Below are 24,889 nucleotides of genomic sequence, written 5' to 3' on the forward strand. Positions count from 1 at the left end.
GGCAAAACAAACCTGTCAAGGAGGTAATCGTCCCATGGCTTTGGTTCCCTACGAACCGTTCCGCCACCTGAATCATATGCGCCGGGAGATGGACCAGTTCTTCAACCGCGATTTTCCGTTCTGGAGCAATGACTGGCCCCAGTCGTTCGGCCACCTCTCCATCGACGTTCACGAGACCGATCGAGAGGTGATCGCCACCTGCAACATTCCGGGCCTGGAGAAGAAAGAAGACGTGGACATCGACATCGAGCGCCAGATGCTGAAGATCAGCGGCACGCTAAACCGGACGCACGAAGTGAAGGAAGAGCAGATGCATCGCCAGGAGCGGTTCCACGGGCGGTTTCAGCGCTCGATCAGCCTGCCGGCGCCCGTCTCTTCCGAGGGCGTCACCGCCTCTTACAAGAACGGCGTGCTCGAAATCCGGATGCCGAAGGCAAACGGGGACTCGAGGCGCAAGATCGACGTCCAGTTTCACTGACGTAGTCTGCGCCGGCGCCCCGCCGAACCTCGACAAGCCCCCACGCGCAGCAATGCGGCGGCGGGGGCTTGTTGCCGTTATCGACGAAACTTCGTTTATTTACTAACATTCAGGTCACTAGATAAACAATTTTTCATTTCTTCTATTCTTGCCCATCCTTTTCTATAATGGAAGTGTTGTCGCTAAGCATTCCCATCGATAAGGAGGGTATCAACATTATGGAATACCGGTACTTGGGAAAAAGCGGGCTGAAGGTAAGCAGGCTCTGTCTGGGCACGATGAATTTCGGCACGGAGACGGAGGAGAAGGACGCGTTCCGGATCATGGACGCGGCTCTGGATGCGGGCGTCACTTTCTTTGATACGGCGAACGTTTATGGCGGCCCGAACGCGGGCCTTACGGAAGAGATTATCGGCCGCTGGTTCGCGCAAGGCGGCGGGCGGCGCGAGAAAGTCGTGCTGGCCACGAAAGTATACGGGGATATGCGGGACGAATCGGATGGACCGAACGCCGCGCGCGGCTTGTCCGCCTACAAGATTCGCCGTCACCTTGACGCTTCGCTCAAGAGGCTGCAGACGGATCATATCGAGCTGTACCAGATGCACCATGTCGACCGCAACGTGTCTTGGGACGAGCTGTGGGGCGCTTTTCAAGTGGCGGTGAACCAGGGCAAGATCGGCTATGTCGGCGCCAGCAACTTCGCCGGCCGAGACCTGGTCAAGGCACAGTATGAAGCGAAGGCGCACGGCATGCTCGGCCTCGTGTCCGAACAGCACAAGTATAGCCTGCTATGCCGTCTGCCGGAGCTGGAAGTGCTGCCGGCCGCGGAAGAGCACGGCATAGGCGTGATCGCATGGAGCCCGCTGGACGGCGGCCTGCTCAGCGGCCACGCGCTGCGCCCGGAAGCGGGCTCGCGCCGCGCCGCGCGGAACCCGGAACGGGTGGAACGGCATCGCAAGCAGCTGGAAGCGTTCGAAGGGCTGTGCAAGGAGCTTGGGGAATCCGAGGCCAACGTGGCGCTCGCCTGGACGCTGGCGCATCCCGCGATGACCGCTCCGATTATCGGGCCGCGCACGCTGGAGCAGTTCGAGAACAGCCTGCGCGTCGTCGACATCAAGCTCGACGAGCCGACCTTGCAGCGGCTCGACGAGATTTTCCCCGGACCCGGCGGAGACGCGCCTCGCGCTTACGCGTGGTAATCTGCGCTCCGCACGGAACGAATTCGCTCGGGAGTCCGTCTTCGGACGGCTCCCGGGCGTTTTTTTTCTACGGCGGCATAATTAACGAACATGATTCATGTCCATGGTTTTGTCAATGCCCAATAACGGCACAGCGTGCCGCTAAGCCCCTCGGGCTACCGACCGCCGGAGACGATTACGGCACAAAGTTCCGTATGCCATTTGGATGGGGCATGCATGCCCCAAAAGCTTTGTTTGTTAATTGTGCTGTTGGAGGCATCATTGACTAACAAAGTTTTCGCATCAAGAGCCCATTCGCCGGATTTCGACGGCGAGCCGATGCGCTTACGATACAAAATATCGTTAGCTACGAATTCCGAAGCCTGGCACAGTGAGCTAACGATGCAAATCATCGCATCAAGAGCCCATTCGGCGGATTTCGGCGGCATTCCGATGCGCTTACGATACAAAATATCGTTAGCTACGAATTCCGAAGCCTGGCACAGTGCGCTAACGATGCAAATCATCGCATCAAGAGCCCATTGGCCAGACTTCGATGGTGAGCCGATGCGCTTGCGTTACAATATCGCACCGTTCGCGTGGTTGGTGAAGTGATGTTTATGCTGTCGTAGTTTTTCTGGGAGGAGCGAAAAAAATGGAGCGGATTTGAACATATTCGTTTCCTTCTCCTCGAAAAAAACTTAAAATGTTTTCGTCTGCGTGTCGATTCCCGAAGATTCCGTTCGTCGATTGAATAGATGCGGGCGGAAGGCCGGCCCGACGGATCTCAAGCGGCAAGGAGAGAACGATGTTGAAAAAAGTCATCTCCAAAGACGGCACTCCGATCGCCTATGATCAAGTCGGGAGCGGACCGGCGCTTATCCTGGTGGGCGGAGCGCTTAGCTACCGATTATTCCCCGGTTTCGTGCAGCTGGCACAGCTTCTGGCGCCGGACTTCACCGTTATCAATTACGATCGGCGGGGGAGGGGGGACAGCGGCGATTCCCCATCGTATGCCGTTGCCCGCGAAGCGGAAGATCTCGAAGCCGTCATCTCGGATGTCGGCGGTTCGGCCTTCGTATGGGGGATGTCGTCCGGAGCGGCGCTCGCTCTCGAAGCGGCGGCAAGCGGCCTCCCCATGAAAAGACTGGCTCTTTACGAACCGCCTTATATGATGGGCGAGCATCGGTCGAGCGCTCCTCCCACGGATTCGGAAGAACAAGTTCGCCGAATGATCGTTTCCGGACGCCCTGATGCCGCCGTCAAGTTCTTCCTCCGCACGATGGGCGCTCCCGGCTTCGCGGTCGCGATGATGCGCCTTATGCCCTTCTGGGCGAGAATGCGGACGGTCGCGAATTCGCTGCCGTACGATTACGCGGTCATGGGAGACTTTTCCCTGCCCGCGCGGCGTATCGCTTCCGTTTCGGTGCCGACGCTTGTGCTCGGCGGAGCCAAAAGCCCGGCTTCTTTGCGTCAAGCGGTAGGCGACGTCGGAAAATTGCTGCCGAATGGAGAAGCCCGCTTGCTGCCGGGCCAGAATCATAATGTATCGATGAAAGTGCTGGCCCCGGAATTGAAATCTTTTTTCACCAGATAATCTTTAAGAGACAAGGAGCGAATCCCGAATGAATCCGGAAGTAACGACGTTTATGGAAGAGTTGAAGGAACCGTGGCATGCCGCTTACTGCAATCAGCTTCGCGAGCTTGTCCATCGGGCCATTCCCGACGTGCAGGAACGCATCCAGTACCGCAAACCGCATTTTCTGAAAAACGGCAAGTATGCGGCGGTGATCTCGACGGCGAAAGAGGCGGTTAGCTTTACGATCTTTAACGCAACGGGAGTCGACATACCCGAAGGATTCGAAGGCCCGCCCGAGCGCAAGACGGTCAAATTCCGCCAGGGCCAGCCGGTCGACGAGAAGCTTCTTGAGGATCTGCTTGGCCGGGCTTCCGCTTCTCTATAGGCTCCTGAAACGGAAAAGCCGCTGTTCCTGAACCGTATCGGTTGAGGGCGGCGGCTTTCATTTTCATCGCAATTGGAAATAACTAGAATGATTAAAATTTTCCCGACAAGAAAAGACCTTATTTCCTACTTTATCCATGTTGAGTTATACTAAAAAGGCGCATGTAGAAAATGGGTGTCGAGCCGTAGTCGCCACGACGCGAAATTCGATCTTAGATGACTTCTTCCCGAATATAAACCAGACTGTTGATTCCTCTTCTCAGAATCTCGTTGCGAAGAAGATCGACGAAGTCGGGATCGAGCTTTAGATGCTTGGCTTCGGTATAGCTCTCGATCAGATGCTCGTCCTTTAATTGGGCCAAGATATAGTCCATCTTTTTATGAGAGGAACGCTCCGGGCGTTTCCGGATCGCTTCCGAGGCTTCCTTGAAAAGCCGGGCTTCCTGCCGGATCTGGTTGGACAGATCGAGAATGTCGTCGGGATCCAGCGACAATGAATTGCGTTTGCTCCACAGAACGCTTTGCGCAGCCAGGGTCATATAATGTTCGTCGTCCGTACTCATGAGAATCAACTTTCCGCACCTCTTTACAAGATTTAGTTGTCATGAAGTCAGCGCCGAGTTTGTCTAATTTGTCTTCATTTATGTTAAAGTTTTCCTGAGCGAATTTCAGCGCAAGTTTGATGCATCTTGATGCAAGATCGGATGCGTTGTCGGTTATTGCCCAAAAAAAAGAGACCCGTATTAGTCTCCTAATACGAATCTCTTTTTGAAGAAAATTTATAACCAATTGCCCATTTTGATTTTGCCGTCTTCATGATTTCCAGTCACTTTGGCTGAAAATATCTTCTTGACTGCAGATTTTTCTTGCATAGACAGCGGTACAGAATCCATGAAACTAGTGCTCTGCAGCTTAGAATCTTCCAAATTCATTTCTTTGAGGCTTTTGACTGCCTTGCGTAATTCAAGTGAATTCTGAGTCAATTGCATATTCATACCGCCCTTCTTAAATAGTCGTTTTCTCCTGTAGAATACCACAAAATAACAGAGAGTAGGGGAAAAATGTCGATAAAATGGACTATAAGGCTAATTATCTTGTTTTTTATCCCTGTTCAAATTTGGTTCTTATTTATTATGTCTCACTATCCCTACTTCGATTTTAGTGTAGAGAAGATACGTGGCAATTGGATCATAACAGACGTTGATAAGAGAAGTCAGACATCGAATCTTGGTCTGCAGATCGGAGATATCATTCTTAATGTGGATGGAGAGGAAGTTGGAAAGCTTCCTTCTGTTATTAAATGGGGGACCGTAGACCAGTTTGAAAAGATCCAGGCTTCTAGAGATGGTGCTAGCTTTCAAGTGGATGCTTCAAAGCTGGCATCCATGACATCGCAAGATATATCGTACTTAGTTAGTGAGTTTGTTTGTATGTTCGTGGCGTTTGTTTTATATAAATGGATGCAGCAGTCCCGTTCAGCTTTAAGCTTGGCTTACTTATTTTTCAATATAGGTGTCGCATTCATGGGGCAGGGTGCTTCAATTAGAGGCGATTCGTTGGGCAAATTTATCATTATGGCAGGAGTGATGTTACTTCCTACAGCTTTTCTTCACTTTCTTGTCATATTATTGAAAGAGAAGGGAAATCTTTCGATAAATAATATTCTAAAATTTTCTTACATTTTTATTTCCGTATGTACTTTACTTCAACTGCCTTTCTTTCTTAAATGGAGAGCGGTTCAAGATCTTCTCCATTATTTTTCTTCAATTACGTTGGTATATTTTGTGGTTGGAGTTTTCTTTGATTTCTGGATTATCTTGTACACTTTCAATAAGAATAAAAAAACAAACCCCTATGTTGCTACCATGATTAAAACAATCGGGGTTTCTTTTACAATTTCAATTGTTCCTATTGTTTGTTTATCTTTTATCCCAAGCGTATTATATGGAAAAGAATGGGTAAATTCTCTTTATACTAGCTGGTTTATATTGTTCTTTCCTTTATCTTTTACTTATCTTTTAGCGTCCAAAAAAATTTATGACATTGACCTGGTCGTTCGAAGGTTTATCTTAACTACGGTCGTAGCGATCTTTCCTAGCGCCATCATCGTCGGGATGATCTCCGTTCTTTTTTCGGCCCAGGCCAAGACGGAGCATCTGGTTATGGCTTTTCTTTTTATCGTGATTCTATTGTCCGCCACCCTCTACTCGCTTGAATACTTTACGAACCGAATGGAGAAAGTCGTTTTCCCGCGGCGGCATTTCTTGCAGGCATCGATCAAGAACATGGCCAAAAAGCTGGGGCTCATTCATAGCATCCGGGATTTGAAAGACATTATCCTCGTCGATATCGTCGACATTCTTCAGGTATCCGGAGGAGCGATCGTGTTCCGGTATCATAACTTTATCGAGACGATCAGCGACGGCGAGATCGATACGGAGGAAGCGGAGGCCATGATCAGTGAGGGAATCACGGATCATCCCTCTCTGACTTGCTTGGAGATCAACCGCAACGAGGAGTATAGCAGCCATCTGGTGCTGACGGCGAAGAAGACGAACACGCTGCTCGGCACCGAAGAGATGCAGTGGCTCAATCTCGTTATCTCTTACCTGTCCGTCAGCATGGAGAACTTATTCCTGATTCGTAAACTGACGGTTCGGATGGAACAGCTGGCCGCGCAAATTCCGAACGAGGACGCGGGGGAGTTTGCCTGGTTCCGCAAGATTATGTTTGAACTGCAAGAGAAGGAGAGGTCCCGGATCGCGACGGACCTTCACGACACGACGATGCAGGATTTGTTCTTCCTCAAGCGAAAAATCGGAATGTTGTTCGAGCAATCCCGCGGCGCTAAAGATTCGTCGCAAGAGGTCAACGGCATTCTGGAATATATCGACGTTATCAATATGAATTTGCGTCAAAGCTGCTTCGAACTGCATCCCTATCTTCTTCAGGAGATCGGCCTGGTCGGGACGATCGAGAAGCTGCTCGATCTGGAGAGAATGGTCGTTCCGTTCGCGATCGATTTTCGAGCCTTCGGCAGAGAGATCATCGAAGCCGGCGATATGGAGACCAAGCGACATTTGTTCCGCGTCGTTCAGGAACTGCTGAACAACGCCAAGAAGCATTCCAATGCGACGAAAGTCATCTTTCAATTGAAAATCGTCCATTCGAACATCGTGCTATTTTATGAGGATGACGGCGTCGGATTCGAGGCGGATCGAACGGTGCCCAGAGAGATCGGAGGTTCGAGAATGGGCATGGAGCAGATGAAGAGCAGAATTTTATCGCTGAACGGATATTTCGAGTTGGTGACGGCCAAAGGGAAGGGCATGAGATTCACGGCGACGCTGCCGCGCAAGGAAGGGATGACAGCATGAAACGGATCATGAAAGCCATTATCGTTGACGACCACCCGCTTATGGCGCAAGCGACCATGCATCTGCTGAGTCAGATCGATCGAATCGAAACGGTAGGGGTTGCCCATAACGCCAAGCAAGCGCTTGAATTGGCGGAATCGGTCAGGCCGGATCTGGTTTTTCTCGACTACCAGCTGCCGGATCAGTCGGGCACGCAGGTTGCCGAGCAGCTCAGGGAGAGAGACCGGAACGTGCGGATCGTGATTTTTACCGGCGTGGACGCATCGGACCTGCTGCCCTTTCTGCTGACGCATCAAATTAACGGCATCGTATCCAAAGACGTAAGCGAGAGCACGGTCAAGCACATCGTCGCTTGCATTCTGGACGGCCATATCGTGCTGCCTCATTCGATTTTCAACCAAATCCAGCTTCCTTCTTACCAGACGGAACCGGAGATCTCGCTTACGGACGAAGAATGCCAGCTGATGGCGATGATCGTCAAGGGGGAAACGTACGAGCGCATCGCGGAACAGATGTTTATCAGCAAGCGTTCGGTGGACAACTACCTGCGGAGAATCTACGAGAAGATGGGCGTGCAGACCCGCATTCAAGCGATCGAACGATTTTTGAAAAGCAAACAATACGCGGACATGAACAGGGAGGAATCTCATTGAACGCGGATGTCATTCAAGAGCTTCATCTTCTCGTCGACAAATACGCGCTGGACGGGGAATTGAATCGGCTGATCAAGGAATTCGTCCGGGACAAGGCCGGGGAAAAGTCGGTCTGGTCGGAGCTGACCGTCTGCGTCCACCGCATGCTGGGCGGGGATTCTCCCGAGCTCATGCGCTCCGCCGCCTGGACCGAATGGTTCCTTCTCCTGCTGGACATCGTCGACGACCTGCAGGACCGCGACAACCCGGACAAGCCCTGGATGAAGTGCGATCCGGCCGTCGCGCTGAACGCCGTTCTGGCCATGTTCGCGGCTTCGCTGGGAGAGCTTGGAGGGAACGCATCGATCGCTTCGGCGGTTGGCGGACTGTTCGCCCGATCCATCCATGGACAGCAGATGGATCTTGTCTGCGCGGTCCGTACCGAGGAAGATTATTTCTCCATGGTCGAACGGAAATCGGGATCGCTGATGCAGTTGGCTTCCTTCATGGGGTATTCCTTGGTCGAGGGGCTGTCTGCGGAGACGAAGAGCGCCTTGGACGAGCTGGCGGCGTGCGCCGGCATCGCCGCCCAGATCGAGAACGACGCCGCGGACATCCTTCGATACGATCTGAAAAACGATTTGCTGCAAAAAAAGCGGACGCTCCCGGTTCTGTTCCTGTTGGAGGATATCGCCGAGGAGTGCCCGGTTCTGGACGATTTTTATGCGGGGAGAATCTCCCGGGAGGAGTTCCTCGCCCACAAAATCGAAGTTCTGGACTATGTCCGAGACTCCGGCTGCGTGGAATATTGCGAGGTCATCCAGACTCTCTATCTGGACCGGGCCAAAGAGCTGTTCCGGTCGATTCCGACCCGATCCCCGTGGGCGGAACGGTTCGAGGAGACGGTCTTCCGTTCCGCAGCCGGCGTCGAACAGGTCTAGGGCTAATACAAATCGAACATGTTGATCTCGTAGCCGAGCGCCTTCATGTAGTTAAACAGCTGAGCGCGATGATGGAACAGGTGGGTCGTCGTCTCGATCAGCCACTTTGCTTGAACCGAGCCGTGCGGCAGGTAGAACGGCTTCGTGCTTCTATGAAGAAAATCTTCGTCGGAAAGCCCGTCCATATAGGCGCGAAGCTCTTGCAGCCCGGTATCGAGCCAGCCGTTCAGCTTGTCCGCCTCCGGACCGGAAGCGGCGATCTCGGCTTCGCGCCGGCGGATGTCCGGCTCCGGCTTCTCCTGCATGATCAGCGAGTCGACTCCCGGAATGGAGACGACGTGCCGCGCCAGCTCCAGAAGCGTCCTCATATTGTCCCGCGGCCGATAATCCCAATCCTTCGAATCGATCCTCGCAATCAGCTTGGCCGATGTTCTCGCCGCATGCTCCAGCTCCTCGAACAGCAGCTTCTTCATTTCGTTGACGGCTTCCATGGGACAGCCTCCTTTTATCGAGCGAACTTATTGGACTTGATGGTTATTGTAGCCGATAATAGTGACAATCGTTGTCATGATCGAACAAAAATATTCGGAGCGAAGCGGATGTCCAAATCGAAACGTCTGATGGAACTGATGATGACCGTCAACCGGATGCGAAAGTTTACGGTCAAGGAGCTCGCACGGGAGTTCGGGGTGTCCCCGAGAACGATTCTGCGCGATTTGCAGGAGCTGAGCGAGCTGGGCGTGCCGCTCTATTCGGAAGTGGGACCGCACGGCGGCTATCAAGTGCTGAAGGAGCGGGTGCTGCCTCCGATCGCCTTCACGGAGGAGGAGGCGGTCGCTTTGTTTTTCGCGAGCCATGCGCTGCGGCATTACCGCTACCTGCCCTTTCGCTCGGAATCGGCGTCGGCGCTCAGCAAGTTCTATCATTATATGCCGGGAGACGTGCGCGACCGGATCGACGAGATGAAGAACCGGGTCGACTTCCGGACGCCGGCCAGGCAAGCCGAATTTCCTTTCTTGTCGGAGCTGCTGGATGCGGCTGTTCGTCAGAGGGTGCTGCGCATCGATTACGCATCGCGCGAAGGCGAGTCCTGCCGGGATATCCAGCCGGTCGGCATTTATGCCAGCCACGGTCTGTGGTACTGTCCGGCCTATTGCTTCCTTCGGCGGGAGATTCGGCTGTTCCGGTGCGACCGGATCAAGGGAGCGCGGGAGGCCGATGCGGCGATGAAGCCCGTGGATTTAAACGGAATCCACCTGGACAATTGGGAATCGCTCGATCCGGCGGAGAGAGAGTGGGTTCATCTCGTTGCGGAGCTCGGTCCGGAAGCGATCCCGAGATGCGAAGACGAATTGGGCAGGCGCATGACGATCCACGTTCGCGAAGACGGTTCGGGGTGGCTGAACGCGGACATTCCACGGAGCGAGCTTCCTTATTTTGCCCGGTTCTTTATCGGACTGGGAGCGGACGCGTCCGTCGGCAGCCCTCCGGAGCTGACCGATCTCATTCGGCGGATGCTGCGGGAACTTTTGGAGCGTTATGAGGGTAAGAGCAATTGACAGATCGGAACGGCTTGGAGATAATGACGATATGGCAAGTTTGGAACGGACTTCATAAGCTGACGGGGAAGCACCTCGCAAAGCGACAACGCAGAAAGCGTGGCTTTGCCGGGGTGCTTTTTTTTTAAAAAGATAACCGGGGCTCCCCCAAAAGGTATCGGAATTAACCTCAGAGCATCACGTCACTTTTGGGGGATTTGTTCTTGGGAAAGAAGGGATGGCAAGTGGCGAATAAGGACCGAATATTGGATCGTCGATATCGATGCGCGCACGTTGGAGCAGTATCGGCCGGCGGCGGAAGGGCGGTATGAGCAGTTCGATCAGTTCGAGAAGGAAGATACGGTGCAATCGGACAAGCTGCCTTGCGTTTCTTTTGTACTGGACGATATTTTTAAGGAAATTCCGAATTTCGAAGCGGGTACGGCCGGTGGGGATTCATGAACAATCTTCAACGGAGCCTCTCGAACCGAAACCCAAAGCTTCGCTAAAAAATCTCGAGAAATTCCAGACGGTTGCCGAACGGATCGTTCGCGTAGAAGCGGCGGATGCCTTCGCTTGACCGGATCTCGTCGTCCACGACCTCGACTTGCTCGGCAATCAAACGTTCCCGAAGCCGATCCAATTGAATGACCTGGAACGCCGGATGGGCCTTCGCCGCCGGGACGAAGTTCTTCTGGACGCCGATATGCACCTGATGGGTCCCGCATTGAAACCAGACGCCGCCGCGCTTCTGCAGCTGGTCGGGCTTCGGAATTTCGCTCCATCCCAGAATGCCGCCATAGAACTTCCTGGCTCCCTCCTCGCAGCCCTCGGGCGCTGCCAATTGAACGTGATCGATTCCGGCAAAGGCGAAGCTCATCGCATTTGTCCCCCTTATTGTCGCGCGCTGTCTCACACGACGAAACGTTGTTTCATAATATTATATTCGCTTTTGGCCAAAGTTGAGATCGCACCGCGCCGATTTATTCGCCGGCCGCCGGAGCCGCTTCGACCTCCGGGTTCCTGGCGGATGAAGAGGGAGAGCGGCGGAATACGCGGGCATACAGGAGCGCGGAGGCGGCCTGCAATCCTGCCGCGATGTAGAAGGGCGCAACGTATTCGCCGGCTTCGACCCAGCGGCCGAAGGCTCCCGGCCACAGCACGGCTCCGATCCGGATGAGCAAGTAATAGAACGTCGCGAATCCGCTGCGCGGACCGCGCCGCGGCTCCTCCATCATGATCGCGGTGCGGTTGCCGCGGGTGCCCAGGTTGAACGCGGTGCAGCCGATCTCCAGGCAGGCGGCCAGCCAGAACGACGCCGCCCACGGCATCGCAAGCAGGAACGCGATGGCGGTGAACTGCATGAGCAGAACGGAGCGAACCGATGCCGGTTTGCGCGCGCTGCTCGTGCCGCGAAGCGACAGCAGGCCTGCCGCGATATACGAGAGGCTCATGACGACCCCGATCGACCCGGCGGACGCCTCGAACCGGGAGGAGAACCAGTAGGAGGTCATGGTGCCGGTCAGCGTTACGACAACGCCGCTGAGCACGTTGGACAGATGCTTGAGATCTTCCGTCGCCCGTTCGTCAGGGGCGGAAGAACGGGAGCGGATCAGCAGCCGAACCGCGTTCGCCGCCAGAATACAGACGAACGCGGCGATCGGGACGAACAGCGAGAGCTGATTGAAGCCGGACCGGCGCAGGACGGCGGAAGCGGCCAGCGCGGCGGCGCTGACGCCGACCAACGCCAGCAGCTTCGGACCGTCGCGTCCGGCGCGAGCCTGAGGCGGCGATGCGGAGGCCGGAGCATCGCCGGCAATTTCGGCTGAGTTTGCTGCCGCGGCAGCGGGTGCGCCGGATCGAGCGGAGCGGCCCGCAGTGCCGGATCCGGACGATACGGCATCGCCGGCAGCTTTGCGTTTGCCGCCTTGGATGCAGAGCGTCAGCGCCACGCTGAGCAAGGAGACGAACGCGATCAACGCGAACAGCGGCCGGAAGCGGTCCGCTCCCTGAAGGGAGCCGAGGCCCCAGGAAGGCAGGCAGCCGAGCAGCGCCCCGGCGCCCATGCCGAACGAGCCGAGCAAGGCATTGACATGGAACAAACGGTTCGAGCCGTTCCGGGAATAGGCGGCGAGCCATCTGCGTTCGATCGGCGCGGCCGGGCCGCCCGAACCGGAATGGCCGCTGCCGAGACCGGCGGCGATCAGGGCGACCGCGAGAACGGCCGGGTAGGAGGCCGCGGCTGCGGCCAGCGCGGCGATCGCGGTCAGCGCCTCGAACAGCAGCAGGAACCGCTTGGACCCGAGATAAGCGTTGCCCTGCCGGGCGAACAGCATGCCGAGCATTCGCGTAAGCCCGGCTCCGGCGAGGACGGCCCCGATGGCGCCGCCGCCCCAGCCGAGATCTTTCAGATACAGGCTGACGTCCACGAGCGCCATTCCTTGTCCCGCGCTGCGCAGGAATGTAATCGCTTGAAGCAGGCGGGGATCTCTTTTGGGTCCCAGCCAACCCGCTATTCTCGACAACATAACGTCCGACCTCGCTTTTCTCCAGATGGACAGCTTTCTTTTCTTCACGATAACATGGAGTCGTTGACATCTAGTGTCAGTCGGTAATAATAGGAATTCAAGGGGAAACGGACGGGGAAGAGAGGCGGGCGTCATGCGGGCGGACCGGTTGATCGCGATTGTGATGCACTTGCAAAGCAAGGGAAAAATGACGGCAAAAGAACTGGCCGCACTGCTCGAAGTATCGGAACGCACGATCTACCGGGACATCGATGCGCTCGGCTCCGCGGGCGTTCCGATCGTGGCGGACTCCGGATTGGGGGGAGGCTTCTCTCTTTCCCCGGGCTACCGGACGAACGTGGACGGGCTTCATAAGGATGAGATCCACGCGTTGTTCCTGCAGCTGGACGAACGGCCGTTCCGGCAGCTCGGCATCGGCCAGTCGCTTCAGTCGGCGCTGCTGAAGATCTTTCATTCCTTGCCCGGGCAGCTCAGACATGACGCGGAATGGATTCAGAACCGGGTGTATCTGGATACGAGAAGCTGGCGGCCTAGGCCGGACGATACGAAATTCATGCGGCAGCTGCAGCGTTCGGTATGGGAAGAGCTTCAGGTTAACCTGCTCTACCGCGACCGGACCGGAACCGATTACCGTTGGGCGGCGGATCCGTTCGGCTTGGTGCTCAAATCGGGAATGTGGTTCCTCGTCGTCCGGACGGAGCAGGGGCTCGTCAGCTTGCGGGTGGCGCGGATTCGCGAATTCGAGCTGACGGACCGCAAATTCGAGCGCCCCGCCGACTTCAACCTGGAAGCCTATTGGGGCGTCTGGACCACGGACTACGAAAGGAAGGCGGCGCCTTACGAGGTTCGGATGCGCGCCGATACCGTCGCGCTTGCGGCGCTTTCCGCCATGTCCGAGGCGTCGGTGGACGAGACGTCGATTCGGGAGACGGAGGAGGGGCGATCTTCGGTTCGGGTGCTTTTCCCGAGCGAAGAGATCGCGCTGACCTTCGCGGCAGGATGGGCTGCGCATGTCGAAGCGCTCGCGCCGCAAGAGCTTCGCGTCAGGCTTGCGGAGAGAGCCGCCCTGCTGCGGGAGCAATACGGAGAGCAAAATTTCTAGCCGGGACGATGCCGCCTTTTTTTCTACGACAGCACAATTAACAAACAAAGCTTGTGGGACATGCGAGCCAATTCACAGGGTTTATCTGCCAACCGGTGCGCTCACGATGCAAATCATCGAATCAAGAGCCCGCCTGGCAGACATCGGCGGCGAGCCTGTGCGCCGCTTGCGATGCGTAACATCGTTAGCAGCACATTCCGAAGCCCGGCAAAGTGCGCTAACGATGCAAATCATCGCATCAAGAGCCCATCTGGCAGACTTCGGCGGCGAGTCTGCGTGCTTGCGATGCGAAACATCGTTAGCAGCTCATTCCGAAGCCTGGCTCCGTGCGCTAACGATGCAAATCATCGTATCAAGAGCCCATTTGCCAGACTTTGATGGCGAGGCGATGCGTTTGCGGTACAATATCGCACCGTTTTCGGAGGGGTGGTTGAGTGATGGAGATGAAAAGTGTTCGTTCATTATGCAGTCGTATTTTTTTGCTGCCCGCGGCTCGTTCGCCGGCTTCTTTATCGCTATATTTCCGATAAAAGGGATAAAATTTCTAAAGTATAAGGGAAACTTATTGACTTTATAAGATGGGGCTGATACTATTTCGTTATTATTAATCCCGAGTAATCGGGTGCGAATTATAGACATGGGGTGGAAAATGTGGCGTCTCAAGCTTTCAAAGCAGCCTCCCGGTCCTTGCTGATCGCGTACCTGCTTCTGCTTGTAGCCCTGCCGATCGCGACCGTCTATGTCAAGGGATTCTCGCTCGGCTGGCAGCCGTTCTGGGAAGAAATCTCCGGCTCGGTCGCCTGGAAATCGATTTTGCTCACGATCAAGCTGAGCGTCGTATCGACGTTGATCCAAGCCGTTATCGGCACGATCATCGCTTACGTGCTGGTCCGCTACTCGTTCCGCGGCCGAACGCTGCTCAGCAGCCTGGTCGATCTGCCGTTCGCGCTGCCGACCTCGGTTGCCGGCCTGATGTTCCTCACGCTGCTCGGACCGCAAAGCCCGATCGGCGATTGGCTGCACCGGATCGGAATCGAGCTGCTCTACAATCAGGCCGCCATCGTCATCGGACTGACGTTCGTTACGTTCCCGTTCGTCGTGCGGACGGTACAGCCGCTGCTGGAACAGCTGGACGCTTCGGAAGAGCAAGCGAGCTACACGCTGGGGGCGGGTCGCGGGTTTACGTTTCGGCATGTGGTTTTTCCGGCGATCGTGCCCGGCATTCTGGCGGGAAGCATGCTGGCGTTCTCCCGGGCGCTCGCGGAGTTCGGGGCGATCTCGCTCATCTCCGGCAACTTGCCGGGCAAGACGATGGTCGTCTCCGTGTTCATCTACGGCGAGACGCAAAATTTCCGGCCGGAGGGCGCGGCTGCGCTGTCCGCGGTGCTGCTGACGCTGTCGCTCGCCGTGCTCTGGACGATCAATGCCCTTACGCGCAGAAAGGGGCGGCTGGCATGAAGAAATTGCTGATCGGCATCGCCTTCCTCATCATTTTCCTGCTCATCATGCTTCCGTTCGCCGGCATCGCCGTCGGCGCGTTCGAGCAAGGGCCGGGGGCTTTCTGGAAAGCGCTCGTGCGGCCGGAGGCTCTGCACGCCATGTATTTGTCCCTGATCATTATCGTGACGGTTACCGCGCTTAACGCGGTCGTCGGGGTTTACCTGTCGCTCGAAATGGTGCGCGGCTCCTGGATCGGGCGCTGGGTAAAGCCGGTCGTCAACGCGCTGATCGACCTGCCGTTCGCGGTCTCTCCCGTTATCGCGGGCCTGATGGTCATCCTGCTGTTCGGACCGGACAGCTTGATGGGAGCGTTCTTCGAAGGGCACGGCACCAAGATCGTGTACGCCCTTCCGGGAATGGTCATCGCGACGCTGTTCATCACGTTTCCCCTGATGGTAAGGGAAGTCGTGCCGCTGCTTCAGGAGATCGGCGAGCAGTCGGAGGAAGCTTCGAAGACGCTCGGCGCGGGACCCTGGCGGACTTTTTTCCAGATTACCTGGCCTTCCATCCGCTGGGGAGTCGTGTACGGGCTGGTGCTGACGGTCGCCCGGTCGCTCGGGGAATTCGGGTCGATCCTCGTCGTCTCGGGGAATATCATGGGCAAGACCCAGACGGCGACCACGCTGGTGTACGAAGATGCGGAAAATTTCGATTTGGTGTCGGCCAATAGCGTCGCGCTCGTTCTCGGCGCAGTCTCGATCGCGATCCTACTCTACCTGGAATGGATGAAAAAGCGCAAGGAGGCGCAGATGCATGCACATTGAAGCGAGAAATCTGAACAAGTCGTTCGGCTCGTTCCACGCCATTCAAGATGTCAGCTTCAGCATCGCCAAGGGACATCTGGTCGGCCTGCTCGGTCCGAGCGGAGGCGGCAAAACGTCGATTCTCCGCATGCTGTCGGGCCTGGAGAACCCGGATTCGGGGGATATCCTGTTCGACGGCAAGCTCGCGACTCCGCTCAGCGTGCAGGAGCGGGGCATCGGATTCGTATTCCAGAACTATGCGCTGTTCAAGCATATGAGCGTTTTTGACAACATCGCCTACGGACTCAAAGTCAAAAAGAAACCGAAGGCGTTCATCCGGGAGAGAGTCTCGTATTTGGTCGAATTGATGGGACTCGCCGGCCACGAGCGCAAATATCCGCACCAGCTGTCCGGCGGCCAGCGGCAGCGGGTCGCGTTCGCCCGGGCGCTCGCTCCGGAACCGCAATTGCTGCTGCTCGACGAGCCGTTCGCCGCGATCGACGCCAAGATCCGCAAGGAACTGCGGCTGTGGCTGCGCAACCTGATCGACGAGTTCAAAATCACTACGATCTTCGTGACGCACGACCAGGACGAAGCGATCGAGGTGGCGGACGAGATCATCATCGTGCAGCAGGGCAAGATCGAGCAGCAGGGGACGCCGCGGGATATTTACACGAATCCGGCCAGTCCGTTCGTCGCTTCCTTCATCGGGGAGTCCAACGTGCTGACCAAACCGCTGGCGCTGCACGGCTTCCCGGAACTGGCCGAGCACCGGGACGGCGGGGAATGGCTGCCGGGGGTGAGCGCGCTTATTCGTCCCGAAGCGATCGAAGTCCGCCCGGCGGACACGACTTATCTGGCGACGGCGGGCGAGCGGGGACGCGTGACGCGCATTCATTTCCGCGGCGATTCCTGGTACCTGGAGATCGACACGGGCGCCGCCCAGCTGTTTGCCTATCAATCGACCAAAGACAGGCTGTTCCAACCCGGGGAAGAAGTGAACATCCTGATCCATCAGGTCGCGCTGTTCGCTCCGGGACAGTCCCGAATGCTGGAAAACAGGGCCAAGGAAGACCCTTTGCCCGTTTTTATATAATTTCCGCGAATATGAGGAGAGGGTTCAGATGACAAAAAGAAAGACATTCGGCATTCTGGCAGTTACGGTATTGACGGCAAGCGTGGCTCTGGCGGGCTGCGGCAGTTCGAACGGCAATAACAACGGCGGCAGCTCCGCCTCCGCTTCTTCGGGAAGCTCGTCCCCGGCGGCATCGGGATCCGCATCCCCGTCTTCCTCGGGCAGCTCTTCGCCCGCGGCCGGCGGCGGCACGGTCAAGCTGACGATCGGCGGCTATTCGATCCTGAAAGACTCTTTCGGCGAACTCATTCCGATCTTCCAGAAAGAATGGAAAGACAAGACCGGCCAGACGGTCGAATTCGATCAGTCGTACCAGGCTTCGGGCTCGCAAGCGACCGCCATCATCCAGGGCCTGGAGGCCGATATCGCTCCATTGTCGCTTGAAGGCGACATCCAGAAGATCGTCGACAAGGGGCTGATCACGAATGACTGGAAAAGCAAACCCCATGGCGGCATGATCACCAACTCGATCGCGGCGATCGGCGTGCGCGAAGGCAATCCGAAGCAGATCAAAGACTGGACCGATCTCACGAAATCGGGTGTCGAGGTGCTGATCCCGAACCCGAGCACGTCGGGCGGCGCGAAGTGGGACATCAACGGCGTGTACGGAGCGGGCCTCAAAATCTCCGAAGCGGCCGGGCAGAAGGATCCGGAGAAGGCGAAGGAGCTGGTCGCCCAAATTTACAAGAACGTCAAGGTGCTGGACAAGAGCGGCGCGGATTCCTTGACGACGTTCGACAAAGGCATCGGCGACGCGATCATCACGTACGAGAACGAGCTGCTCGCCCGCATTCAGAAGGGGCAGAAGTACGAGGAAGTCATTCCCCAGTACACGACGCTGATCGAGAACCCGGTCGCACTGGTCGACAAGTACGTCGACAAGCACGGCAACCGCGAAGTCGCGGAAGCGTTCCTCGACTTCCTGTGGAGTCCGGAAGCCCAGGACGTGCTCGCCAAGCACGGCTTCCGTCCGGTGGACGAGGAAGTGGCCAAGAAGTACGCGGATCAATACCAGACTCCGTCCGGCCTGTTCGATACGTCCTATCTCGGCGGATGGGACCAAGTGAACAAGGACCTCTACGGAACCGGCGGCATGTGGGAATCGGTTTTGGCCGGCGGCAAGTAAGGATCGCATACGCAAGCATCCCCGGAGACGAGCGCAAGCGACTCGTCCTCCGGGGATGCTTTTTTTTGCCGCGCCTACGAGGATGCCAGAGCATCCGAATCGATCTGCTGCTTCAGCCGTTCCTTGAACTGCTTGGGGGTACAATCGTTATAGCGGTGGAACATCCGGTAGAAATGGCCGATGTTGTTCATGCCGACGGCTTCGGCCACCTCCGCGATGCTCAGGTCTTTGGTCAGCAAGAGCTGCTCGGCCTTCTGAATCCGCTTGTAGGTGACGAAGTCGGTGAACGACATGCCGATGATCCGCTTGAACTGCTTGATAAAGTAAGTGTAACTGAAATTGAGCCGCTTACTAAGCTCCGCGACGGACACTTTGCCGCCAAGGTTTTCCTCGATGTAGTCGAGCGCCGGCTGCATCCGGCCGAGCAGGTCGTTATCGTCGTAGTGAAGGTGGCGCTGGCGGTCGTGGCGCAGGAGCAGCAGCAGCATCGCCTTAATGCGGGAAGAAATGGCCAGCTCGTACCCGATCTGCCGTTCGTTCATCTCCCGGTAAATCTCGCGGATGGCCTTCGCCGTCTCTTCGCGGACCGCCGCATCGCTCTGGTATACGTAGTTCAACGCGCTGAGCGGACGGAGAACCTCGGCGAAATGCTTCATGCTGCTGAGCGTGCTTTGGTCCCAGTACTGCTCCAAGTCGACCTGGAGGACGCAATACCTTAATTCCGCGCCGGTATATACGGTCGTATGGGGCTCCCGCGATCCGAGCACGGCGACGTCTCCCGCCCTTAGAACGAACGTCTCGTCCGGGCAGAACACGGTCATCTCCCCGCTGAAGATGAGAAGGAACTCCACTTCTTTATGATAATGCCATTTCTCGTAATGTTTGCGCCTGCGGTCGTTCTCGGTCTCGAGAAGGAGGGCTTCCGGCGCCCGGTCATGGCTTCGGCCGTCGATCTCCCAGATGCGCAGCGACAGGAACGGGTTCTGGTAAACGACTTGTTCATGGCGGATTTGGGCCAGCATGATCGCACTCCCGAGTGTAGTTACCAACAGCATAACGTATAGTCGCCGCTTTGAAAACAGGATTTTGGAGGGGCGGTGGACAGAATAACGGAAAAAAAGGAGCGATCGCGGAATAGGAGGATTCCGGGCCGGCGGATACAATAAGAATGGAATAAACAGACGAAAGCGAGGAACGTTCATGAGCGGCAATATCAAGGTGACCATCTGGAACGAATACCGGCACGAGAAGCAGCACGACGAAGTCGCTTCGGTCTATCCCGAAGGGATTCACAAGGCGATCGGGGCCGGGCTCGGAACCGACCGTTTTGACGTTTCGTATGCGGTGCTTGACGATCCGGAGCACGGATTGACCGAGGAAGTTCTGAACCGTACCGACGTGCTGGTCTGGTGGGGCCACATGGCGCACGGGGAAGTGCAGGACGAGATCGTGGAGCGCGTGCATAACCGCGTGCTGCGCGGCATGGGGCTCATCGTGCTGCACTCGGGCCATTTCTCGAAAATTTTCAAAAAACTGATGGGCACGTCCTGCGACCTGAAATGGCGCGAAGCGAACGAGAAGGAGCGGATCTGGGTCGTCAAGCCCGGCCATCCTATCGTGGACGGGATCGGCGAATACATCGAGCTGCCGGCGGAAGAGATGTACGGCGAGCACTTCGATATTCCCGAGCCGGACGAGCTCGTGATGGTCAGCTGGTTCGAAGGCGGCGAAGTGTTCCGCAGCGGCTGCTGCTATTCGCGCGGAATGGGCAAGATCTTCTATTTCCGTCCCGGTCACGAGACGTTCCCGACTTATTATAACCCGCAGATTCGCAAAGTGATCTCCAACGCGATCGAGTGGGCCGCGCCCGTCAAGCGGGACTATCCGCGCTACGGTCATGCGGTGCCGTCCATCGAGCCGATCAAGGGCAAATCGTAATTCGTTTGCCTTCCGCCGAAAAGGGCCAAGCCGCCGGCCGGAACGTTATCGTTCCGGCCGGCGGCTTGCGTGTGTCCGGATCCTTGATGGATTCCGTTTAGAATTGGCGCCCAGAGGACAGTTGCTGCTCGGCCATTTGGACGAGACGGCGGGTGATGTTGCCTCCGATCCGGCCCGCGTCGCGGGTAAGCATATTGCCGTAGTACCCGTCTTGAGACATCGTGATGCCAAGCTCCTGGGCGATCTCGAACTTCATTTGGTCCAGCGCGGCGCGCGCGTTCTGAACCACAAGTTGGTTGCGGCTGTCAGCCATCGTTATCTCACCTCCACGATTTACCACTTATTATGCAAGTTGTTTCTTCCTTCTATGCAAACATTTACCGGACCCGTTTCCCGGCCGACAATGCTACAATCGGTACAAGAGCGACGAACGGACGGTGTTTGATTTTATGTTCTATCCCCCTATGATTCCGGTGCCGCGCGAGCGGTCCTTCGACGACGACCGTTACTGGTTCGAACCTCTTGTGGAAGGCGTCCGGCTGCAATTATGGATGGATAACGGGAAAGTCCGGCTGTATACGCGTCACGGCTTCGACATAACGGCGCAGTATCCGGAATTTTGGCGGGTTCCTGTCGCCGACGGCGCGGACACGGTTCTGGACGGCGTCGCGACGGCGTTCGACCCGGCATCGGGAGAGAGCCGAAGCGAGCGGCTCCGGGAGCGCTATCTGCTCCGCAAGCCGATGGACATCCGGGAAGCCGCGACGGTCTGCCCGGCCCGTTATTTGGTGTTCGACCTGCTGCGGTACCGCGGGGAAGATTTGCGGAATCGTCCGCTGTCCTTCCGCCGCAGATTGCTTCGCCGCGTTCTGGAAGAGAACGGTACCATCGGCCGGATGCCCGCCGTCGAGCGGTTCGGCAATTTCTTGTACGAAGCGCTGCGGGAGCAACCCGCGGTGGGCCTGGTGGCGAAGCGTAAGAGCAGCGTATATGCGGCCGGACGGGACGAGGGCTGGCAGCGGATCGATCGCTATCGCTACGAGAACGTGACGATCGCGGGCTACCGCAAGATCGGCTTCGGCTGGCTCGTCCGGTATGCCGACGGCGCGGAAGGGATCGTAGAGCGCGAAGTCCCGCAGCCGTACCGGCGCGCTTTTCAGGGCGTGGCTCGGGCGATTTATACGGGAGAGGACCGCGAATTCGTGTACGTAAAGCCGATGCTGACGGCGCGGATCCGATATCGGAGCCGAACCGGAGCCGAGGCGCCGCGGGAGGCGGAATTCGTCGATTTCGCCGTTTAAAAAAAAAGGAGGTCCGCATCGCTGCGGACCGACTAGGAAATCTATATCAGAAGGGGGGCATGGCTTAAGAATACCCCCTGCTCCTTAACGGAATCTGAGCCGAACGTTAAAAGTTCATGAAATCTGGCCGGCCGATCGAAATTTTCGAACCGGCCTTTTTGTCATGCAACCGGAAGGCGGCCGGGATCGTCTCATTTGACAAAAGGTTCCGGTTCCCGAAAGCGAGGAAACTCCCCATGAAGCCGCTGTTGGCGGTGCTTGCCCCTATCATCCTGCTGCTGGTCGGCTGCGGCGCGAACGATTCCCCGAACGGCTCGCCGTCTCCGGCCGGCACCTTGTCGGCCGTCTTTCGGGTGTCCGCGATGCCGGCCGCTTCCGAGCCTGGGCAAGATCCGAATCCGCTGCGGAGCTTGCAGCCGGAGCAGATCGCAAGCGTCGAAGTCTCGCACGTTCCGCTCGGCGACGAACGGTTGGAACCGCTTGTCCCGTCCCATGATGGCGACAAGGCTGTCATTGCCAGGCTGACGCAGTGGCTGCGGGACGCCGAGCCGGCCGCCCCGGACCTTTCCGTCTTAGACGAAGCGCGTTCGCAAACGTGGGCGGTCCTGAACCGTACCGACGCCGAACCGATTACCGTAAATCAGCTTTGCAGCTATAAGGACAATGGCGCGACGGTCGACTGCCACGAATCGGAAGGCTGGGTGAGCGTAACGGTAGGTGCCGAAGGCGAACCGGCCTATATGAAGTCGGCGGATATGGCCGAGTGGCTGGGCGGCCTTTACGGAGCCGATGTCACGGCGGTCATCTCATCTGCCAAGCCCCGCGCGATCGGCCGAACGAAAGACGGCGGCCGGCTGCAGCTGATGCCGATTGGAGAGGAACGGTACCGCAAGCTTGGAGCGGCCAGCTGCCAGGGCGGCGAAGACGATGATCGGCTGACCGGCCGCTACGAAATGCAGTATGCTTCCCCTGACGGCACGGTGCGAACGGCCGAATCCTTTCCCAGCCTGACGTTGGTTCAACCGAATCTGAATCCGGTGACGCTCGAATCGCTCGATTTCGGCACGTTCGCCGCGTTTCTGTTCGCGCCGGAGTACACCGGCTGCCACGGAATAGAATTTCGCCTGTACGGGGTTCAAGGCGGGCAGGCGTTCCCGTTTATGTTCCGGCTGGACGACGGCACGAGCAGCGCGACGTGGAGCGCGACCCATGCGCCGGGGACTTCGAAGCCTAAGGTGACGGACGGCAACCTGGTTGTCGAGACGGGGCCCGCGGCGGGAATGGATGAGCCGGTTCGCTATACGTTCCGCCCGGATCTTCGGAAGCGGGAGATGAAGCTGATCAAGCAGGAGGAAATACGGTCTTCCGACGGATAATATAAAGCGGGACTGTCCCATTAAGGAACAGCCCCGCTTGGCATTTAACGCAAGTGCGGAATATCTACGTTCGGATCGACGTCCGCCTCGTAATCGACGCCGTCCGTCTCAAAGCCGAACAGCTGGAAAAACTCGCGCCGGTAACCGGCGATGTCGGACAGCTCGTCGATATTTTCCGTCGACAGCTCCTCCCAGATTTTCGCCACTTCCGCCTGCACGTCGGCGCGCATCTCGCGGTCGTCGATGCGGATGCGGCCTTTGTCGTCCACCGAAGTTTCGCCTTGAACGAACAACCGCTCGGAGAACAGACGGTACATCTGCTCGATGCAGCCTTCGTGGATGCCTTTCTCCTTCATGACTTTATAGAGAGCGGAGATATACAGCGGCACGACCGGAATGGCGGAGCTCGACTGGGTGACGAGCGCCTTGTTGACGGACACGTAGGCGCGGCCGCCGGTTGCGGAGAGCTGCTCTCTCAGTCGAAGAGCGGTCGCTTCCAGATCGTCCTTGGCGCGGCCGATCGTTCCTTCGCGATAGACGGCATGAGTAATTTCCGGTCCGATGTAATCGTAAGCGACCGTCGTCGCTCCTTCGGCGAGCACTTCCGCCTGCTGCAGCGCGTCGATCCACATCTGCCAATCTTCCCCGCCCATGACGGCGACGGTTTGGCGAATTTCGTCTTCGGTAGCCGGCTCGACCGTCACGGAGGACACTTCACCGTTGTGGAAATTCACCGTTTTATTCGTGTAGGCGGGCCCGATCGGCTTGATGACGGAGGCGAACGTTTCTCCGGTCTTCGGATGCGTGCGCCGCGGAGAGGCGACGCTGTACACCACCAGGTCCACTTTGCCGAATTCGCGCCGGATCAGCTCGATCGTCTTCTCCTTGATCTCGTCGGAGAAAGCGTCTCCAACTACGCTGAACGACTTGACGCCGGCTTCCTCGGCGGCCCGCTCGAACGCGGCGGAGTTGTACCAGCCCGCGGAAGCGGTCCGCGATCCTTCGGCCGCCTTGTCGAAGTAGACGCCGATCGTGTTCGCGCCGGCCGCGAACGAAGAGACGATGCGCGATGCCAGACCGTAGCCGGTGGACGCGCCGATCACGAGCACGTTGCGGGGACCGCTTACTTTCGGTTGCGATTTGACGTATTCCACCTGGCGCCGAACCTGGCGGGCGCAGCCTTCCGGATGCGCGGTCGTACAGATGAATCCGCGTGTTTTCGGTTGAATGATCATCGTCGGATTAGTCCTTTCATTGGAAAGTTCATTCCTTGCCTAATCTTGATTTTACAGAAATTTGTCCCAATAGGGAACTGAAGAATCGGAATTGAGAAGCTCCGCCGTGAGGCTTTCCGGCTGCCGATGCGCCCGGAGCGCACGAATGGCATCGGGAACGCCGTCACCGTACGTTGGATTGCCGGTCATGCGCGCGCATGAGGCGGCACGGTCCTCGTTCTTTATTTTCTATCTTCCGAATCATTTTGCTTAGCGGGGAGGAGAGTCGGGTAATAGATAAGAGAAGGCGGCGAAGGCGGACTTTCGGACCGCAAAGTTGCTTGCGCGAAATGGGATTTAATACCTGTTGCAATGGGCAGGCGCCTTGTGGTACATTAATTCTCGCCCCTTCGAAAAGGGTGCGCGATTCACGAAGTTTTGACCGGCTTCGACAAAAGCGGTTGACACGCTTTGCAGAAGCTGATATGATTAATTGCTGTCGGCTCGTTTGCGAGACCGATCGCGAAGATAGACCTTGTTCCTTGAAAACTGAACATCGAGCGTAATTGGAATCGTCGATCGAGAGCTTCGGCTTTCGGGAGACAAACCAGCAGTGAATTGAGCCATATGGCTCTCTGATAAGGTTTCACCTTTATGGAGAGTTTGATCCTGGCTCAGGACGAACGCTGGCGGCGTGCCTAATACATGCAAGTCGAGCGGATCTTCACCTTCGGGAGAAGGTTAGCGGCGGACGGGTGAGTAACACGTAGGCAACCTGCCCTTTAGACCGGGATAACATTCGGAAACGAATGCTAAGAC

At 57.0% G+C, this 24,889-nt stretch carries 27 protein-coding genes and 1 rRNA gene; 20 read left to right on the top strand and 8 right to left on the bottom strand.

The genetic code is table 11. The features are described from left to right. Positions 1-34: 34 nt before the first annotated feature. From H7C18_RS32675 to H7C18_RS32695, 5 genes are all read left to right on the top strand, one after another. Positions 35-478 (top strand): Hsp20/alpha crystallin family protein, encoded by a 444-nt coding sequence (locus tag H7C18_RS32675; protein WP_185133330.1) that lies wholly within the window; start codon positions 35-37, stop codon positions 476-478. Positions 479-696: 218 nt separating this feature from the next. Beyond that, complete coding sequence (locus tag H7C18_RS32680; RefSeq protein WP_185133331.1) at positions 697-1,677, top strand: aldo/keto reductase; 981 nt, start codon at positions 697-699, stop codon at positions 1,675-1,677. 216 nt (positions 1,678-1,893) lie between these two features. Further along, a complete protein-coding gene (locus tag H7C18_RS32685; RefSeq protein ID WP_185133332.1) occupies positions 1,894-2,271 on the top strand; it encodes a hypothetical protein in 378 nt (125 codons plus the stop codon). 196 nt (positions 2,272-2,467) lie between these two features. Further along, on the top strand, positions 2,468-3,253 hold the full coding sequence (locus H7C18_RS32690; RefSeq protein ID WP_185133333.1) for an alpha/beta fold hydrolase: 786 nt from the start codon (positions 2,468-2,470) through the stop codon (positions 3,251-3,253). Positions 3,254-3,281: 28 nt separating this feature from the next. Further along, positions 3,282-3,620 (top strand): DUF1801 domain-containing protein, encoded by a 339-nt coding sequence (locus H7C18_RS32695; RefSeq protein ID WP_185133334.1) that lies wholly within the window; start codon positions 3,282-3,284, stop codon positions 3,618-3,620. Positions 3,621-3,831: 211 nt separating this feature from the next. Here the strand turns inward: H7C18_RS32695 and sda are convergent, their stop codons facing one another. Further along, positions 3,832-4,182 (bottom strand): sporulation histidine kinase inhibitor Sda, encoded by a 351-nt coding sequence (gene sda / locus H7C18_RS35430; protein WP_238358119.1) that lies wholly within the window; start codon positions 4,180-4,182, stop codon positions 3,832-3,834. A gap of 216 nt (positions 4,183-4,398) precedes the next feature. Next, a complete protein-coding gene (locus tag H7C18_RS32705; protein WP_185133335.1) occupies positions 4,399-4,614 on the bottom strand; it encodes a hypothetical protein in 216 nt (71 codons plus the stop codon). Positions 4,615-5,781: 1,167 nt separating this feature from the next. Here H7C18_RS32705 and H7C18_RS32710 point away from each other — a divergent pair. The 3 genes from H7C18_RS32710 to H7C18_RS32720 are packed head-to-tail and all read left to right on the top strand — an operon-like array spanning position 5,782 to position 8,569. Then, entirely contained in the window at positions 5,782-6,996 is a 1,215-nt protein-coding gene (locus H7C18_RS32710) for a sensor histidine kinase (protein WP_185133336.1), read from the top strand. After that, positions 6,993-7,649: a response regulator transcription factor gene (locus tag H7C18_RS32715; protein ID WP_185133337.1), complete on the top strand. Its 657-nt coding sequence runs from the start codon at positions 6,993-6,995 to the stop codon at positions 7,647-7,649. Before H7C18_RS32710 ends, H7C18_RS32715 begins: the two co-directional genes overlap by 4 nt. Continuing rightward, a complete protein-coding gene (locus tag H7C18_RS32720) occupies positions 7,646-8,569 on the top strand; it encodes a polyprenyl synthetase family protein (RefSeq protein WP_185133338.1) in 924 nt (307 codons plus the stop codon). The genes H7C18_RS32715 and H7C18_RS32720 overlap by 4 nt, the downstream gene beginning before the upstream one ends. A gap of 2 nt (positions 8,570-8,571) precedes the next feature. Here H7C18_RS32720 and H7C18_RS32725 read toward each other — a convergent pair whose 3' ends face one another. Next, positions 8,572-9,060 carry a DinB family protein gene (locus tag H7C18_RS32725; RefSeq protein ID WP_185133339.1) on the bottom strand — a complete coding sequence of 163 codons (489 nt, stop codon included), beginning with the start codon at positions 9,058-9,060 and terminating at the stop codon, positions 8,572-8,574. Between the two features lie 108 nt (positions 9,061-9,168). Between H7C18_RS32725 and H7C18_RS32730 the strand changes: the two genes are divergently transcribed. Both H7C18_RS32730 and H7C18_RS32735 read left to right on the top strand, forming a co-directional pair. Continuing rightward, positions 9,169-10,128 (top strand): helix-turn-helix transcriptional regulator, encoded by a 960-nt coding sequence (locus H7C18_RS32730; RefSeq protein WP_185133340.1) that lies wholly within the window; start codon positions 9,169-9,171, stop codon positions 10,126-10,128. 99 nt (positions 10,129-10,227) lie between these two features. Beyond that, complete coding sequence (locus tag H7C18_RS32735; RefSeq protein ID WP_185133341.1) at positions 10,228-10,569, top strand: Uma2 family endonuclease; 342 nt, start codon at positions 10,228-10,230, stop codon at positions 10,567-10,569. Between the two features lie 43 nt (positions 10,570-10,612). Here H7C18_RS32735 and H7C18_RS32740 read toward each other — a convergent pair whose 3' ends face one another. Next, positions 10,613-10,987, bottom strand: coding sequence for a VOC family protein (locus H7C18_RS32740; protein WP_185133342.1), 375 nt, complete (start codon positions 10,985-10,987; stop codon positions 10,613-10,615). 103 nt (positions 10,988-11,090) lie between these two features. Further along, positions 11,091-12,635: an MFS transporter gene (locus H7C18_RS32745; RefSeq protein WP_185133343.1), complete on the bottom strand. Its 1,545-nt coding sequence runs from the start codon at positions 12,633-12,635 to the stop codon at positions 11,091-11,093. Between the two features lie 133 nt (positions 12,636-12,768). Between H7C18_RS32745 and H7C18_RS32750 the strand changes: the two genes are divergently transcribed. The 6 genes from H7C18_RS32750 (at position 12,769) to H7C18_RS32775 (ending at position 18,241) form a co-directional block, all read left to right on the top strand. After that, positions 12,769-13,737, top strand: a complete 969-nt coding sequence (locus H7C18_RS32750) for a helix-turn-helix transcriptional regulator (protein WP_185133344.1) — start codon at positions 12,769-12,771, stop codon at positions 13,735-13,737. A 106-nt stretch (positions 13,738-13,843) separates the two neighbouring features. Next, a complete protein-coding gene (locus H7C18_RS32755; protein ID WP_185133345.1) occupies positions 13,844-14,314 on the top strand; it encodes a hypothetical protein in 471 nt (156 codons plus the stop codon). 74 nt (positions 14,315-14,388) lie between these two features. After that, a complete protein-coding gene (cysT, locus tag H7C18_RS32760; RefSeq protein WP_337914034.1) occupies positions 14,389-15,195 on the top strand; it encodes a sulfate ABC transporter permease subunit CysT in 807 nt (268 codons plus the stop codon). Next, complete coding sequence (locus tag H7C18_RS32765; RefSeq protein ID WP_185133347.1) at positions 15,192-16,001, top strand: sulfate ABC transporter permease subunit; 810 nt, start codon at positions 15,192-15,194, stop codon at positions 15,999-16,001. Before cysT ends, H7C18_RS32765 begins: the two co-directional genes overlap by 4 nt. After that, complete coding sequence (locus H7C18_RS32770) at positions 15,991-17,076, top strand: sulfate/molybdate ABC transporter ATP-binding protein (protein ID WP_185133348.1); 1,086 nt, start codon at positions 15,991-15,993, stop codon at positions 17,074-17,076. The genes H7C18_RS32765 and H7C18_RS32770 overlap by 11 nt, the downstream gene beginning before the upstream one ends. 28 nt (positions 17,077-17,104) lie before the next feature. Continuing rightward, positions 17,105-18,241: a sulfate ABC transporter substrate-binding protein gene (locus tag H7C18_RS32775; RefSeq protein ID WP_185133349.1), complete on the top strand. Its 1,137-nt coding sequence runs from the start codon at positions 17,105-17,107 to the stop codon at positions 18,239-18,241. A 74-nt stretch (positions 18,242-18,315) separates the two neighbouring features. On the opposite strand, the gene H7C18_RS32780 is transcribed toward H7C18_RS32775, so the two are convergent. Beyond that, positions 18,316-19,263, bottom strand: coding sequence for a helix-turn-helix domain-containing protein (locus tag H7C18_RS32780; protein ID WP_185133350.1), 948 nt, complete (start codon positions 19,261-19,263; stop codon positions 18,316-18,318). A gap of 178 nt (positions 19,264-19,441) precedes the next feature. Between H7C18_RS32780 and H7C18_RS32785 the strand changes: the two genes are divergently transcribed. After that, on the top strand, positions 19,442-20,179 hold the full coding sequence (locus tag H7C18_RS32785; RefSeq protein WP_185133351.1) for a ThuA domain-containing protein: 738 nt from the start codon (positions 19,442-19,444) through the stop codon (positions 20,177-20,179). 97 nt (positions 20,180-20,276) lie between these two features. Here H7C18_RS32785 and H7C18_RS32790 read toward each other — a convergent pair whose 3' ends face one another. Further along, entirely contained in the window at positions 20,277-20,492 is a 216-nt protein-coding gene (locus H7C18_RS32790; RefSeq protein ID WP_185133352.1) for an alpha/beta-type small acid-soluble spore protein, read from the bottom strand. A 136-nt stretch (positions 20,493-20,628) separates the two neighbouring features. On the opposite strand from H7C18_RS32790, the gene H7C18_RS32795 reads away from it, so the two are divergent. Both H7C18_RS32795 and H7C18_RS32800 read left to right on the top strand, forming a co-directional pair. After that, on the top strand, positions 20,629-21,480 hold the full coding sequence (locus H7C18_RS32795) for an ATP-dependent DNA ligase (RefSeq protein ID WP_185133353.1): 852 nt from the start codon (positions 20,629-20,631) through the stop codon (positions 21,478-21,480). Between the two features lie 236 nt (positions 21,481-21,716). Further along, positions 21,717-22,856, top strand: a complete 1,140-nt coding sequence (locus H7C18_RS32800) for a hypothetical protein (RefSeq protein ID WP_185133354.1) — start codon at positions 21,717-21,719, stop codon at positions 22,854-22,856. A gap of 44 nt (positions 22,857-22,900) precedes the next feature. Here the strand turns inward: H7C18_RS32800 and fabV are convergent, their stop codons facing one another. Further along, positions 22,901-24,091, bottom strand: coding sequence for an enoyl-ACP reductase FabV (fabV, locus tag H7C18_RS32805; RefSeq protein ID WP_185133355.1), 1,191 nt, complete (start codon positions 24,089-24,091; stop codon positions 22,901-22,903). A 630-nt stretch (positions 24,092-24,721) separates the two neighbouring features. Between fabV and H7C18_RS32810 the strand changes: the two genes are divergently transcribed. After that, positions 24,722-24,889: ribosomal RNA gene (locus H7C18_RS32810) — 16S ribosomal RNA — on the top strand; the annotation flags it as partial.

The sequence above is a fragment of the Cohnella zeiphila genome, assembly GCF_014212055.1.
In the GTDB taxonomy this organism is placed as follows: domain Bacteria; phylum Bacillota; class Bacilli; order Paenibacillales; family Paenibacillaceae; genus Cohnella; species Cohnella zeiphila.